Source organism: Pseudomonas orientalis, assembly GCF_022807995.1.
GTDB classification, from domain to species: Bacteria; Pseudomonadota; Gammaproteobacteria; order Pseudomonadales; family Pseudomonadaceae; genus Aquipseudomonas; species Aquipseudomonas orientalis_B.
The window spans coordinates 122,501-136,578 of the sequence record NZ_CP094351.1; the positions used below are offsets into that span (position 1 = coordinate 122,501).

At 56.9% G+C, this 14,078-nt stretch carries 8 protein-coding genes and 3 rRNA genes (1 of these 11 cut by a window edge); 6 read left to right on the forward strand and 5 right to left on the reverse strand.

Annotated elements, in window-relative coordinates:
• From MRY17_RS00580 to MRY17_RS00595, 4 genes are all read left to right on the forward strand, one after another.
• A 23S ribosomal RNA gene (locus MRY17_RS00580) occupies positions 1-1,769 on the forward strand (it extends 1,123 nt beyond the left edge of the window).
• A 169-nt stretch (positions 1,770-1,938) separates the two neighbouring features.
• A 5S ribosomal RNA gene (rrf, locus tag MRY17_RS00585) occupies positions 1,939-2,054 on the forward strand.
• Between the two features lie 109 nt (positions 2,055-2,163).
• A 5S ribosomal RNA gene (gene rrf, locus MRY17_RS00590) occupies positions 2,164-2,279 on the forward strand.
• A gap of 274 nt (positions 2,280-2,553) precedes the next feature.
• The gene (locus tag MRY17_RS00595) at positions 2,554-4,434 is read left to right on the forward strand and encodes a methyl-accepting chemotaxis protein (RefSeq protein ID WP_181284664.1); all 1,881 of its coding nucleotides are present in this window, start codon (positions 2,554-2,556) and stop codon (positions 4,432-4,434) included.
• Positions 4,435-4,480: 46 nt separating this feature from the next.
• On the opposite strand, the gene MRY17_RS00600 is transcribed toward MRY17_RS00595, so the two are convergent.
• The 4 genes from MRY17_RS00600 to MRY17_RS00615 all read right to left on the reverse strand — a co-directional run bounded on the left by MRY17_RS00600 (position 4,481) and on the right by MRY17_RS00615 (position 10,631).
• Positions 4,481-7,849 carry an amino acid adenylation domain-containing protein gene (locus tag MRY17_RS00600; RefSeq protein WP_243353104.1) on the reverse strand — a complete coding sequence of 1,123 codons (3,369 nt, stop codon included), beginning with the start codon at positions 7,847-7,849 and terminating at the stop codon, positions 4,481-4,483.
• A complete protein-coding gene (locus MRY17_RS00605) occupies positions 7,846-8,793 on the reverse strand; it encodes a diiron oxygenase (protein ID WP_243353105.1) in 948 nt (315 codons plus the stop codon). Before MRY17_RS00605 ends, MRY17_RS00600 begins: the two co-directional genes overlap by 4 nt.
• Positions 8,790-9,548: a DUF3050 domain-containing protein gene (locus tag MRY17_RS00610; RefSeq protein ID WP_191953710.1), complete on the reverse strand. Its 759-nt coding sequence runs from the start codon at positions 9,546-9,548 to the stop codon at positions 8,790-8,792. The genes MRY17_RS00605 and MRY17_RS00610 overlap by 4 nt, the downstream gene beginning before the upstream one ends.
• A gap of 372 nt (positions 9,549-9,920) precedes the next feature.
• Positions 9,921-10,631, reverse strand: coding sequence for a GntR family transcriptional regulator (locus MRY17_RS00615; protein ID WP_181284668.1), 711 nt, complete (start codon positions 10,629-10,631; stop codon positions 9,921-9,923).
• A 318-nt stretch (positions 10,632-10,949) separates the two neighbouring features.
• Here MRY17_RS00615 and lapG point away from each other — a divergent pair, with 318 nt between their 5' ends.
• Complete coding sequence (lapG, locus tag MRY17_RS00620; protein WP_243353106.1) at positions 10,950-11,573, forward strand: cysteine protease LapG; 624 nt, start codon at positions 10,950-10,952, stop codon at positions 11,571-11,573.
• Between the two features lie 14 nt (positions 11,574-11,587).
• The gene (gene lapD, locus MRY17_RS00625) at positions 11,588-13,534 is read left to right on the forward strand and encodes a cyclic di-GMP receptor LapD (RefSeq protein ID WP_243353107.1); all 1,947 of its coding nucleotides are present in this window, start codon (positions 11,588-11,590) and stop codon (positions 13,532-13,534) included.
• Positions 13,535-13,728: 194 nt separating this feature from the next.
• On the opposite strand, the gene MRY17_RS00630 is transcribed toward lapD, so the two are convergent.
• The gene (locus MRY17_RS00630) at positions 13,729-14,067 is read right to left on the reverse strand and encodes a hypothetical protein (RefSeq protein WP_057725300.1); all 339 of its coding nucleotides are present in this window, start codon (positions 14,065-14,067) and stop codon (positions 13,729-13,731) included.
• Positions 14,068-14,078: the final 11 nt, after the last annotated feature.

A 14,078-nucleotide genomic window follows, 5' to 3' on the forward strand; every position in this document is an offset into this window, starting at 1 on the left:
AACGGGGCTCAAACCATACACCGAAGCTACGGGTATCACGCAAGTGATGCGGTAGAGGAGCGTTCTGTAAGCCTGTGAAGGTGAGTTGAGAAGCTTGCTGGAGGTATCAGAAGTGCGAATGCTGACATGAGTAACGACAATGGGTGTGAAAAACACCCACGCCGAAAGACCAAGGTTTCCTGCGCAACGTTAATCGACGCAGGGTTAGTCGGTCCCTAAGGCGAGGCTGAAAAGCGTAGTCGATGGAAAACAGGTTAATATTCCTGTACTTCTGGTTATTGCGATGGAGGGACGGAGAAGGCTAGGCCAGCTTGGCGTTGGTTGTCCAAGTTTAAGGTGGTAGGCTGGAATCTTAGGTAAATCCGGGATTCTAAGGCCGAGAGCTGATGACGAGTCGTCTTTTAGACGACGAAGTGGTTGATGCCATGCTTCCAAGAAAAGCTTCTAAGCTTCAGGTAACCAGGAACCGTACCCCAAACCGACACAGGTGGTTGGGTAGAGAATACCAAGGCGCTTGAGAGAACTCGGGTGAAGGAACTAGGCAAAATGGCACCGTAACTTCGGGAGAAGGTGCGCCGGTGAGGGTGAAGGACTTGCTCCGTAAGCTCATGCCGGTCGAAGATACCAGGCCGCTGCGACTGTTTATTAAAAACACAGCACTCTGCAAACACGAAAGTGGACGTATAGGGTGTGACGCCTGCCCGGTGCCGGAAGGTTAATTGATGGGGTTAGCTAACGCGAAGCTCTTGATCGAAGCCCCGGTAAACGGCGGCCGTAACTATAACGGTCCTAAGGTAGCGAAATTCCTTGTCGGGTAAGTTCCGACCTGCACGAATGGCGTAACGATGGCGGCGCTGTCTCCACCCGAGACTCAGTGAAATTGAAATCGCTGTGAAGATGCAGTGTATCCGCGGCTAGACGGAAAGACCCCGTGAACCTTTACTATAGCTTTGCACTGGACTTTGAATTTGCTTGTGTAGGATAGGTGGGAGGCTTTGAAACGTGGACGCCAGTCTGCGTGGAGCCAACCTTGAAATACCACCCTGGCAACTTTGAGGTTCTAACTCAGGTCCGTTATCCGGATCGAGGACAGTGTATGGTGGGTAGTTTGACTGGGGCGGTCTCCTCCTAAAGAGTAACGGAGGAGTACGAAGGTGCGCTCAGACCGGTCGGAAATCGGTCGTAGAGTATAAAGGCAAAAGCGCGCTTGACTGCGAGACAGACACGTCGAGCAGGTACGAAAGTAGGTCTTAGTGATCCGGTGGTTCTGTATGGAAGGGCCATCGCTCAACGGATAAAAGGTACTCCGGGGATAACAGGCTGATACCGCCCAAGAGTTCATATCGACGGCGGTGTTTGGCACCTCGATGTCGGCTCATCACATCCTGGGGCTGAAGCCGGTCCCAAGGGTATGGCTGTTCGCCATTTAAAGTGGTACGCGAGCTGGGTTTAGAACGTCGTGAGACAGTTCGGTCCCTATCTGCCGTGGACGTTTGAGATTTGAGAGGGGCTGCTCCTAGTACGAGAGGACCGGAGTGGACGAACCTCTGGTGTTCCGGTTGTCACGCCAGTGGCATTGCCGGGTAGCTATGTTCGGAATAGATAACCGCTGAAAGCATCTAAGCGGGAAACTAGCCTCAAGATGAGATCTCACTGGAACCTTGAGTTCCCTGAAGGGCCGTCGAAGACTACGACGTTGATAGGTTGGGTGTGTAAGCGCTGTGAGGCGTTGAGCTAACCAATACTAATTGCCCGTGAGGCTTGACCATATAACACCCAAGCAATTTGATGCTCCTAGTTGAAAAGACGAAAGAGACCAGATTGCGGTGTGTGAAGACGAGATGAACCGAAAGTTCGACGCTCACAAAACACCGAAAACTATCACATACCCAATTTGCTGAAGCGAGGCCAACAGGTCACGACTCAGTACCCGAATTTCTTGACGACCATAGAGCATTGGAACCACCTGATCCCATCCCGAACTCAGCAGTGAAACGATGCATCGCCGATGGTAGTGTGGGGTTTCCCCATGTGAGAGTAGGTCATCGTCAAGATTAAATTCCAGAACCCCTGTTTGCTTACGCAGACAGGGGTTTTGTTTATGTAGAAGCTCATGAATTTCACCGGGACGTTGCCAGCGCAACGGTCTGGTACACAGAATTTCTTGACGACCATAGAGCATTGGAACCACCTGATCCCATCCCGAACTCAGCAGTGAAACGATGCATCGCCGATGGTAGTGTGGGGTTTCCCCATGTGAGAGTAGGTCATCGTCAAGATTGAATTCCGAAACCCCTGTCTGCTAACGCAGACAGGGGTTTTGTCGTTTAAGGCCGCAACAGGCTGATAATCGACTGCGTCTCTACCGCCTGTCGGCGGCTTGCTCTAAAAGAGGAAGATTCACACAAAACTCTAAGATTTATCGCTTTCTGGCCGAAAGCCTGACGAGCCATGCGTGCACCGAAATAGAGCGGTCGCAGAGTCCGCCTATCGCGTTACATGGAATGTTCCACTCGGCACGCTCACCCCCCTTTGGCAAAAGAAGTCGATGAAATGAATCTCAAGTTCAGTCATAAAATTCTGTTGGCGGCGTCAGGCGTCGTGGTTCTGGCCTTTGCGCTGTTCACGCTCTATAACGATTACCTGCAGCGCAACACGATCAGGCAAAACCTGGCGTCCTCCATCCAGCAATCCGGCGAGCTTACCGCCAGCAGTGTGCAGAACTGGCTCAGCGGCCGCATCCTGGTCCTGGAAAACCTGGCACAAAACGTTGCCCATCAAGGGAGTGGCGCCGATCTGCCTGGTTTGGTCGATCAACCGGCGTTCACCGCCAACTTCCAGTTTACCTACGTGGGTCAAACCAACGGTGTGTTCACCCAGCGTCCCGATGCGAAGATGCCCGAAGGCTATGACCCACGTCAGCGTCCTTGGTACAAGCAAGCCGTAGCAGCGGACAAAACCATGCTTACCCCGCCTTATATGGCGGCTGTGGGCGGCCAGATCGTGACGATCGCCATGCCGGTGAAGAAGAACGGCGAATTGTTGGGCGTTGTGGGGGGAGACTTGAGCCTGCAAACCCTGGTTAAGATCATCAACTCGGTGGATTTCGGCGGTATTGGCCATGCTTTCCTGGTCAGTGGTGATGGCCAGGTCATCGTCAGTCCTGACCAGGACCAGGTGATGAAAAACCTCAAAGACATTTACCCAGGCACCCAGTTGCGTATCGAGAAGGTTAACCAGGACGTTGTACTCAATGGACAGGACCGTATCCTCTCGTTTACGCCTATCAGCGGTTTGCCGGGGGCTGACTGGTATATCGGTCTTTCTATCGACAAAGACAAAGCCTATGCCGCATTGGGGAAATTTCGCACTTCAGCATTGATAGCGATGCTCATCGCCGTTGTAGCGATTGCCGTGCTGTTGAGTTTATTGATTCAGGTGTTGTTACGTCCGCTGACCACCATGGGCGTGGCCATGAAGGACATTGCTCAAGGCGAAGGTGATCTGACTCGACGCCTGGACGTTACGAGCAAAGACGAGTTCGGCGAAGTCGGTAGCGCATTCAATCAGTTTGTCGAGCGTATCCACGCCTCGATTTCCGAAGTGTCCTCGGCGACACGCCAGGTGCATGACTTGTCCCAGCGCGTGATGGCGTCGTCCAACGCGTCGATCATCGGCTCTGACGAACAAAGTGCACGTACCAACAGCGTGGCTGCGGCGATCAACGAGCTGGGCGCCGCCACCCAGGAAATCGCGCGTAACGCCGCTGATGCCTCGCAGCATGCCAGCGGTGCCAGTGAGCAAGCTGACGATGGACGCAAGGTCGTGGAGCAAACCATCCAGGCAATGTCGGAACTGTCGCAGAAAATCAGCCTGTCCTGCACCCAGATCGAGACCCTTAACGCCAGCACCGACAACATTGGCCACATCCTCGATGTGATCAAGGGCATCTCCCAGCAGACCAACTTGCTCGCGCTGAATGCGGCCATCGAAGCAGCCCGTGCCGGCGAAGCTGGGCGCGGGTTTGCCGTGGTAGCTGACGAGGTGCGTAACCTGGCTCACCGTACCCAGGAGTCGGCTGAAGAGATTCACAAGATGATCACTTCCCTGCAAGTGGGTTCGCGTGAAGCCGTGACCACCATGAACGCCAGCCAGGTTTCCAGCGAAGAAAGCGTTGAAGTGGCTAACCAGGCCGGCGAGCGTCTGGTCAGCGTGACGCAGCGAATCGTTGAGATCGACGGCATGAACCAATCGGTCGCCGCAGCGACCGAGGAGCAAACAGCCGTGGTTGAAACCCTCAATGTCGACATCAACCAGATCAACCTGCTGAACCAGCAAGGCGTGGCCAATCTCAACGAGACGCTCAAGGACTGCGATGCGCTGTCCCAGCAAGCCAGCCGATTGAAGCAATTGGTCGACAGCTTCAAAATCTGATCCTGGCGCATCGGAGCGCGGCCTCTCGCTCCGACTGCCTGGCCGTTCAAAGAAAGCCGATGGCCTTCAGGTAGTCACAGCCCTTGCGCAAGAGTGCAGGGCTCTTTGGCGGATAGTGTGTGCCCATTTTTTCCAACCCCCACTGGGCATTGCTGTAATGGATCATCGACGTGTCGCCGATGTCTTCACCCAGCCCATCAAGGTAGAAGCCCAGTACGCCGAACAACGCATTGTCATGGCCTACTGTTCGCAACGCCCGTTGCCACTGTTGAAGGCTTATACGCTCGAAGATATGTCCGGCCTGGCTGAACGCATCAAGGTACTGGTCCCAGTTCAACGGTTGTGGATTGTGCAGGTTGAACACGTTTCGCCCAGCGACAAAACGGATGCTGTGAAACGCGATGAAGCGTGCCAGGAAGTCCACTGGCATCAAGTCGAAGTTCCCTTCCATTCGAGGGACCATGCCCAGCTGCAGCGACCCCTTGAGCATCAGCATCAAACGATTTTTATGGGGTTGGCAGACGCCATTCTGACTGTTGAAGCTGATATTCCCCGGCCGGTGAATATTCACCCAGGCCCCCTGTTCGACGGCTCGCCCCAATAATCGCTCGGCCACCCATTTCGAGAGGTTGTAGCCATTTTTTACATAGAGCGGCAATGCGTGGCTGGCGGGGGCTTCGAGCACATACCGATCAGTGTCGATGCTACTGCAGGCGGACAGCGTAGAAATGAAATTGAAGACTTTCTTACAGTGGGTCTCGCAAAGGCGCAGGCATTCAAACACCGGCTCGACGTTCTCCTTGGCGAGTGCTGTGTAGTCCATCACATGATTGACCTGCGCCGCGTTGTGCACAAGCACGCCATGATGACGGGCGATGTGCTCGTACGCCTCACAGGACAGGCCCATGCGTGGTTGACGCAGGTCTGCGGCGTACACCTGCACTCGGCTCAGGTCCAACCGTTCCAGGCGGTATTCACGCAACGCCTGAGTGAACCGGTCCGCCGCTGACTGGCCCGGAAGGGCCCGAACCAGGCACGCGACTTCTTTCGCCCCGTCAGCCAGCAAGGCCTGGACGATATGCACCCCTACAAAGCTGTTGGCCCCCGTGACAATCGCCTTGCTGGGATCGCCGGCGCGGGCCTCAGGCAGTACCTTGAGGTCCAGGGGTCGAGATGCATCTTTTTTCATCTGGTTAAACGGCGTGTCGGGCAGCGCCCCACCTTCGATCTGTAAGGCCAGCGCACGAATCGTCGGAGCCTTGAAAAACTGGCTCAATGACAGGCTGCAGCCAAACTGCCCGCGCAGGCGCAATAGTAAGGTCGACAGCAGGATCGAATGGCCACCCAGGTCGAAAAAACTGTCGTCGATCGACACGTCACCGGCAGACAGCTCTAATAACTCAGCCCAAAGGTCCACCAATTGCGCCTGGATTGGTGTGCTGCAACGAATTGCCTTCTGCGCGCGGATGTTCGGCGTCGCCCGCAACGCCTTGCGATCAATCTTGCCGTTGCTCGAAGAGGGGAGGCTCGGCAGCTCGCTCCAGGCGATGGGTTGCATATGCTCAGGCAGCCACTGCCGGGCATGTTCTTTCAGGCTGGCCAGTGTGGCGCCGGGTTCGGGCTGAGCGGCAAAGCCAATGATTCTGCATGCCTTATCAATCACCACTGCTACCTGGCGAAACAGCCGACTGCTGCGCAGGCACTGCTCGATTTCCTGAGGCTCGACTCGAAAACCGCGGATCTTGACCTGATCATCCCGTCGGCCGCCCAACTCGATACCGTCTGGTGTCCATTTCGCCAGGTCGCCACTGCGGTAAGCCAGCAGCCCTTGTCCATTGGGCAACGTCAGCGTGACGAATGGGGAGTCGGCCTGCGTTGGTCCGTTCAGATAGCCCTGGCCGACCCCCGGACCTGCGATGTACAGGTCACCCATCACTTGCTCATCCACCGGCTGCAAGTGGTCGTCAAGAATCAAGACCTGACTGTTGGCAATGGGCAGACCAATGTTGCGATTGCTGTCACCGAGCCGAAACGTCCGATGGGTTGCCAGTACCGTGGCTTCGGTGGGGCCATAGAAATTGTGCAACTGGCATCGGCCTGCCAGTCGCTCGATCACGTAGGGCTCGCAGAAATCGCCGCCGGTGAGCAGGTGGCAGAGGCCCAGAGGCTGATCCAGCGGCAGGATACTGAGCAGTGCCGGTGGCAGAAAAGCATGGGTGATTCGCTGCAGGCGGATCAACTCGACCAATTGCTGAGGATCGTGACGTTGGTCTGCGCTGGGGACAATCAGCTCTGCGCCTGCAATCAAGGCGGGGAAAATATCGATTAGCGATGAATCAAAGCTCAGCGGTGAAAATTGCAGCACGCGACTCGTATCATCCAGCGCCACGCAGCTACTGAGCCAGGCAGTGAAATGCGCCAGATTATATTGGCTGAGCAACACCCCCTTGGGTTGCCCGGTGGTGCCGGAGGTGAAAAGTGCCATGCACGGCGCATCGGCATGGGGACGATGACGCATCAGCGGTTGAGTCGGGTCGATGTCGTGTGAGACAAGCGTACTCACATCAATTGAAACGAAATGATCGCGCAACGGATGCACGCCATTGGCAAGTAATAGACAGGTGCCTGCGCTTGTCAGCATGCTGTGCTGGCGTTTTACCGGATGATCCGGAGACAGCGGCAGATACACCGCGCCGCATCCCAGCACCGCCAGAATGCTCGCGTAGAGCTCGATAGACTTTTCCAGGCACACACCCACCACCGGTGGTGGTTCGATGCTCTCCAGCAGGGGCAGCAAGCGTTGCTGAATCGCCATGGCTTTTTCCTGAAGTTGGCGATAAGTCACCGCGCCTCCCGCAATATTCAGCGCTGTGCGATTGGCGAAGACCCCAAGGCTGGCCTGCAGGCGTTCGATCATGGGCACCTGTGCCGCGCGAAGCAGCGCGGGGTCTGCCGTACGATTGAATCGATGCATGAACGCCAGTGCCTCCAGCCTTTGCAAGCCCTGTTCGGGCGAGGTGTCGGAGTGGGGCATTGCACAGAAAAAACCGGGGTCTCTTGAGAATCCGCTGACCAACGACGCTGCCCATTCCACCAAGGCGTTTTCCGCGCGACGGCGCAACCGCTGGCCGTTGCCGCTGGGTTCATCGGCAACGTCGTGCACAGCCAACAGGCGCCTCTCGCGGTCGTAGCAGCGGAACTGAAGTCCGGGCAGCCCCTGGTCGGTCAGAGGACCAATGCCCACGCGCAGGCTCATCCAGGGAGCATCGGTGAGGGCTGACGATGGCTGACTACCGTCCTCGATCACCAGATCGACCAACTCCGTCCCGGCCGTATGCCCGTATTGTTCCAGCACGAGCTTGAGGTCCCGCAGCGCCTGGCTGGCTCCCCGGCATTCAATCGTCAAGCGCTTCATGCCAACCTCCCCGACGCGGGCAGGTAGCTGTCCAGGGCGCGTGCCACGCCAGGCGTGTGCAGTACGCCGCTGTGGTGCAGGAAGCTCATGATGTTGCCAACCAGCGGATGCTGGCGGGTGACGGGAAAGTCCAACGCAACGATTTCATCATCCAGCGCCAGGCGAATATCGGCACTGATATCCAGGTGTTCGATCAACTGCAGGTCGAAGCTTTTCTGTAGGTCGTTGGTCAGGTAATGGGCCAGGAACGTAGGTAGCACAGCGGCAATGCTGTCGCGATCCTCCGCGCTCGCCGACTGCCAATAGATGCGCACCAACTGTGTCCAGAACTGTGCATGGCGCCCCTCATCAGACAGGTGATCGGCCATAAAGCCGCGCACGGACGACTTGACACTGTCGTCCTTGGAAAAGGCCGCCACATCATGGGTGACGGTGTTTTCGGCGATGGCCACGACGATCAACTCAACCGCATCGCGCAAGTGCTCTGGTGCCTGCGCCTGAGCTGCCGGCAAGGCGCGGCTCAGTTCGATCTGCCCAGGGAGGTCGAGTGGCTGGATACCGGTCAACTCCACGGCTTGCTGCAGGAAGTCCAGTGCTACCAACGCGTGGTAATCCTCATCCACCACGACGGTCATCGCGTCGTAGCGGCAGGCCAGAGGGAGAGGCAGCGAGAAGCGATTCTTGGCAATACTGCGGGCAGTCTTATCGACGATCTCGGTTTCGAAAACCACGATGTCATGGATGAATCGATAAAAACTTTGCGCCAGTACGAAATTGCGCCACTGCGGGCAGTGCTCGAGAAAGGTTGCACTCAGTACCAGCGGCTGGCGATACAGGGGAAAGATCAGTTTGTCGTCGTTTTCCAACAGTCGGCGCGGGCGAGTGCGAATGGTTGCGCGACGCTCCCAGTCTTCGGCGAATGAGCGGTACTCGATAACGCTCATGGATGAACCTCTTGCATTGAGGTCTGTACGTCATCCCAGAAGGTTATGCGGCTTTCCAGGACCTCAAGGGCAATGCTATAGGCTTGTTGCCGGCGAACCGGGTCTGCACCGATCAGGCGCTGGAGCACTTGTTCCGCCGCCGGGCCATGCTCCTGGCCATCCAGCTCGATATGACGGTTGAGGTAGTGACACAAAGTGGTCGCCTGGCGAGCAATCAAGGCGCTGCTGCACAGAAGACGCTCGAACATCGATGCAATGACGTCCTCACGACCATGCAGAAAAGCTGCCGCCACGCAGTGAGTGGGGGCGCTGAGTGCGATCTGCCATGTGCTGTCGACGAAGCGGGGTACACCGGGGGGCGCACCGATCATTTGCAGCGCTGCACTCACTTCCACTCCCTGATGTTGCAGGTCAATGAAATGTGTGATGACGCGGGTGTTGGCGCCCACTTCCGCCATGGCGTCCAGGTACAGCTCAAAGTGACTGCAATGGCCTCGCGTCGGGTGATCATCCGACTCCTCGGCCAGTACGATTTCATTGATCAGGCGTGCGGCCTTCGGATCAGTGGGCGGAAGCCAGGGGATCTGGGTACAGGTAAGATCTTGTTGCAGGCGTTTGGTCAGGGTCATGAAGTCCCAGACCGCAAATACATGGCTCTCCATGAAGTGTTGCAGTTTGCCAAGCGACGTTATTTCTGCAAATAACGGATGGTTGCACAGTTGTAGTTTTTTTTGTTCAAGCAAATGATGATGCATGGTTGACGCCTATAAAATTGTTGCGACTGCTCTAGTTGCAGTGATGGAGTTTTGTAGTTGTTAATAGAAGATTGATTTAACGGGTAGCCACGCGACAAACGCGGGTTCAAGACGCGACCGGCTGATTTAAAAGTTTATGGAGTTGGCGGGTGATAATAAACTGTTTAAACGTTTGGATGAGCTTGTAAATGTATTAAATGTTTTTTCTAGAAAAAGCGTCCGAGAGAAATAGTTGTTTTAAGTGTGAGAGATTTCTTTATATAAAGCTGATTATTAAGACTGGCGAGTTGTTTAAAGCGTCACCTGCGCGGACGTTTCCTGACAAGGAAAGATGCCGCGCGGTGTAAAGGCTAAAAGAGAACTGCGAACGCCTTACGACGCGCCTGCTTTATCTGCAGTTTCCAGGCCATTGAGGTATGTATTGATGACCTCCATGCCGCGCATCAGGTGATTACGCAATGTCAGGATGCTCTCGTCGATTTTTTTCTGCACCACCAGGCTGAGCAGTTCGCGGTGGTCTTCCTGTGACGTCTCGCCCAGTCCCATTGCCTCGAGGTTGAAGCGCAGAAAGCGCTCTTCCTCATTCAGCCCATGCTCCACCAGTTTCAGCAAGCGATGGTTAGGCGCCTTGCCATACAAGACCATGTGAAACAGCCGATTGAGGCGGCCAATCTCGCTGTAGTCTTTCTCAGACTCCAGCGCATGGATACAGGCCTCTGCCTCGGCAATATCAGCCTCAGTGAGCAATGGGATCGACAAGCGCAGAGCCTCGGACTCCAACAGCATGCGCAGGGCATAGGTCTCTGCTGAATTGTCCTCGATCAATGGGGCGACCACCGCACCCTTGTGGGTCACCACATGCAGCAGCGATTGTGCTTCCAACTGGCGCAAGGCTTCGCGTACCGGCATGCGGCTGACGCCGAACAAGCTGGCGAGCTCCTGCTGGCGCATGGCGGTGCCACAGGGCAACCGCCCATCGAGAATGGCGTTGCGCAACGTTTCTTCAATAACGGCGCGGGCAAGATGAGCGGGAATAGGCCCGCTGACCTTGATGCTGCTTAAAGGGTTCGGCTTTGGCGTCACGGTTACGCTGGCCTCCTTTGTTGAATATAAAGTATGTTTATTGGATCCAATGCACACTAGAGATGGCCCAAGCGCTTGTCAAACAGCCAAAGTTTCCGTTTGTAAGGGCTTACAGCGTGTATTTTGCGCATCTCACGGGAGGCGGTTATAAAGTCGCTCTCCGATCGATGATCTCACTATGCCATTGTTTTTTCCGAGGCGAAGCTTCACCATCCCTGAAATTCCGTCTCTCTTCATGGACTGAACGCCTTGGCGGTAAGTTTTATTCCCTATCGAGTTCTTTGCTGGTTTTTATCAGCGATCTTATTGGCCGGCCTGATGCTTGGCGGGCTGCATGCCGATTGGGATTTCTCGCAGATCAGCCGCAAGGCCAGTGCCCTGTATGGCCCACTGGGCGAAGGCCAGCAGCGTATTGACGCCTGGCAGCGGCTGTTGGCCAGCCAAAAGCAGGTCAGCGAACAAGAACAGCTCAAGGTCGTTAACCTGTTTTTCAACAAACAAATGACCTACGTGGAAGACATCGATCTCTGGCACGCGGTCGATTATTGGGAGACACCCATCGAAGGCCTCTGGAAGGGTGCCGGTGACTGCGAAGACTACGCCATCGCCAAGTATTTCAGTTTGCGTCACCTGGGTGTGTCCAGCGACAAATTGCGCATTACCTACGTCAAGGCCTTGCGTCAGAATCGCGCGCACATGGTCTTGACCTACTATTCGACCCCCGACGCGATCCCGCTGGTGCTTGACAGCCTGATGGATGAAATCCTGCCCGCAACCCGCCGTACCGATTTGATCCCGGTGTATTCATTCAACGCCGAGGGCCTGTACCTGCCCGGTGCCAAGGGCAACAAGAAGGTCGGCGATACCAAACGCTTGTCGCGCTGGCAGGATGTGTTGAGAAAAATGCGTGCGGAAGGCTTTCCAGCCGAGCCTGCCAACTAGGAGTAACTGATCGGATGTCTCTGTTCAAACAGCTATTGATCGCAATCTGTCTGTTCCTGGTGGTCGCCTTCAGCGGCAGCTTCATGGTCAGCCTGGAAAGTTCGCGCACGCAATACGTCAACCAGTTGCGCTCCCATGCGCAGGATGCCGCGACGGCGCTGGCGCTGTCGCTTACCCCCAATATCGATGACCCGGCCATGGTGGAGCTGCTGGTCAGCTCGATCTTCGACAGCGGTTACTACGCCAGCATCCGGGTGGTGGACCTGGCCACGGACAAAACCATCGTCGAACGCAGCGGCATACCCGACAACAACGGCGTGCCCAACTGGTTTGTTAAATTGATCGGCCTGGAGCCGGCCGGTGGGGATGCGCTGGTGAGCCGCGGTTGGGAGCAGGCGGCGCGCGTCGAAGTGGTCAGCCATCCGATGTTCGCCCTGGCCAAACTCTGGCAGAGCGCCTTGGGCAGTCTTGGCTGGTTGCTGATGTGCGGCGCGGTCAGCGTGGTGCTTGGCGGGTTGCTGCTGCGCCGCCAATTGAAGCCGTTGGACTACATGGTCAAACAGTCCCACGCGATTGCCCGCCGAGAATTCCTCAGCCTGCCCGACCTGCCGCGCACGCCGGAACTGCGCCGGGTAGTGCAGGCAATGAATCAAATGGTGGAAAAGCTCAAGGCACTGTTCCAGGAGCAGGCCGAGCGCAGCGAAAAGCTGCGCACCGAATCCTATCAGGACAACCTCACCGGTCTGGCCAACCGGCGTTACTTCGAGATGCAGCTCAACGCCCGTGTCAGCAATCCCGAAGAAACCAACTCCGGCTACCTGCTGGTGTTGCGCGTCAAGGACCTGGCCGGCCTCAATCAGCGCCTGGGAGGCCAGCGTACCGACCAGCTGCTGCAAGCGGTCGGCGAACAGCTGTTGCGCCAGTGCGAGCCGTACCCGGAAACCCACAACCTCGTGACCCGTATCCGTGGCGGCGAATTCGCGGTGCTGGCGCCTGGGCTGACGCGAGAAGAAGCGCTGCAATTGGCGCAGAGCCTGGAAAGCACCTTGCTCAGCCTGCAGGCTACCGGCGCCAGCGACGTCGCGCCCGTGGCCTATATCGGCCTGGCACCGTTCAACCATGGCGATGCGCCGCAGGCGCTGCTGACCCGCGCCGACCAGGCCCTGGCGCAAGCCGAAGCCCAGGGTGACAGCACTTGGGTGTGCCTCGATCACAGTGCTACCGCCAAAGTCGGCGACGATCACCACGCCTGGCACACGCTGTTGGACCAGGCGCTGACCCAGCAGCGCTTCGAGCTGTACTTCCAGCCGGTTGTCTCCAGCCAGGACCCGCAACTGGTCTTGCACTACAAAGTACTGTCGCGCTTGCACGACGTTGACGGCCATACCCTACCCGCCGGGCGTTTCCTGCCGTGGCTTGAGCGTTTCGGCTGGTCGGCCCGCCTGGACCGCTTGATGCTGGAGCAAGTGCTTGAACAGATGACCAGCCACAGCCATAACCTGGCGCTGAACCTCTCAGCCGCGACTTTGCAGGACCCCCAGGCCCTGCAGCGCATTTATGACCTGCTGCGCCAGCACAGCAACCTCGGCCCGCGCCTCACCCTGGAAATCGGTGAAGAGCAACTGCCGGAGCAGCCTGTGCTGGAACAGATGACCCAGCGCCTGCGCGAACTGGGCTTCTCCCTGAGCCTCCAGCGTTTCGGTGGACGATTCAGCATGATCGGCAACCTGGCCCGCCTGGGCCTGGCGTACCTGAAAATCGACGGCAGCTACATCCGCGCCATCGACCAGGAAAGCGACAAGCGCCTGTTTATCGAAGCCATCCAGCGCGCGGCCCACAGCATCGACCTGCCGCTGATTGCCGAGCGTGTGGAGACCGAGGGTGAGCTGAAGGTGATTCGCGAGATGGGGATTTTTGGTGTGCAGGGCCAGTTGTTCGGCGAACCGGCGCCCTGGAAATAACACAGAACACATGTGGGAGGGGGCTTGCCGTAATGCCAGTCAGTTAAGCGAACGAAATGCTTAAAGCAGTGAAGATCAAATGTGGGAGGGGGCTTGCCCCCGATGACGTCGGCCCAGCAAACACTGACGTTGGTTGACCCACCGCTATCGGGGGCAAGCCCCCTCCCACATTTGGATTCGGTTCGGCTTCAGGCTCAGATAAGCCCTTTCTCATCATCATTGATCAACTGACTCAACCCACCCAACGCTTCCCGCGCCTGGTTACGGTCCATCAATTTGGCCTGGGCCGCGGGCGGCAGGTCCGTCACGCTGATAACGCCCTTGCGGGTGAGTACCTGGATCAAGTCGTCCAGTACCCGGATCATCTCCAGGTCACTCTGCTTGAGTTGGGCCAGGCTGGTTTCGACCACTTCGTTGGCGTACCAGGCCTGGATCTCATGGTGATCGGCCGGCAGTGTTTCGGTGGATTCGGCAAAGGCGGCGGCCTCTACGCGACTCAACGCGCCCTGCGCATCACGTTGCACGTAAAACATAAGAATCCCTC

Coding starts and splice junctions, on each gene's coding strand:
- MRY17_RS00595 (WP_181284664.1), top strand. CDS start 2,554: ATGAATCTCAAGTTCAGTCATAAAATTCTGTTGGCGGCGTCAGGCGTC.
- MRY17_RS00600 (WP_243353104.1), bottom strand. CDS start 7,849: ATGAAGCGCTTGACGATTGAATGCCGGGGAGCCAGCCAGGCGCTGCGG.
- MRY17_RS00605 (WP_243353105.1), bottom strand. CDS start 8,793: ATGAGCGTTATCGAGTACCGCTCATTCGCCGAAGACTGGGAGCGTCGC.
- MRY17_RS00610 (WP_191953710.1), bottom strand. CDS start 9,548: ATGCATCATCATTTGCTTGAACAAAAAAAACTACAACTGTGCAACCAT.
- lapG (WP_243353106.1), top strand. CDS start 10,950: ATGCTTGGCGGGCTGCATGCCGATTGGGATTTCTCGCAGATCAGCCGC.
- lapD (WP_243353107.1), top strand. CDS start 11,588: ATGTCTCTGTTCAAACAGCTATTGATCGCAATCTGTCTGTTCCTGGTG.
- MRY17_RS00630 (WP_057725300.1), bottom strand. CDS start 14,067: ATGTTTTACGTGCAACGTGATGCGCAGGGCGCGTTGAGTCGCGTAGAG.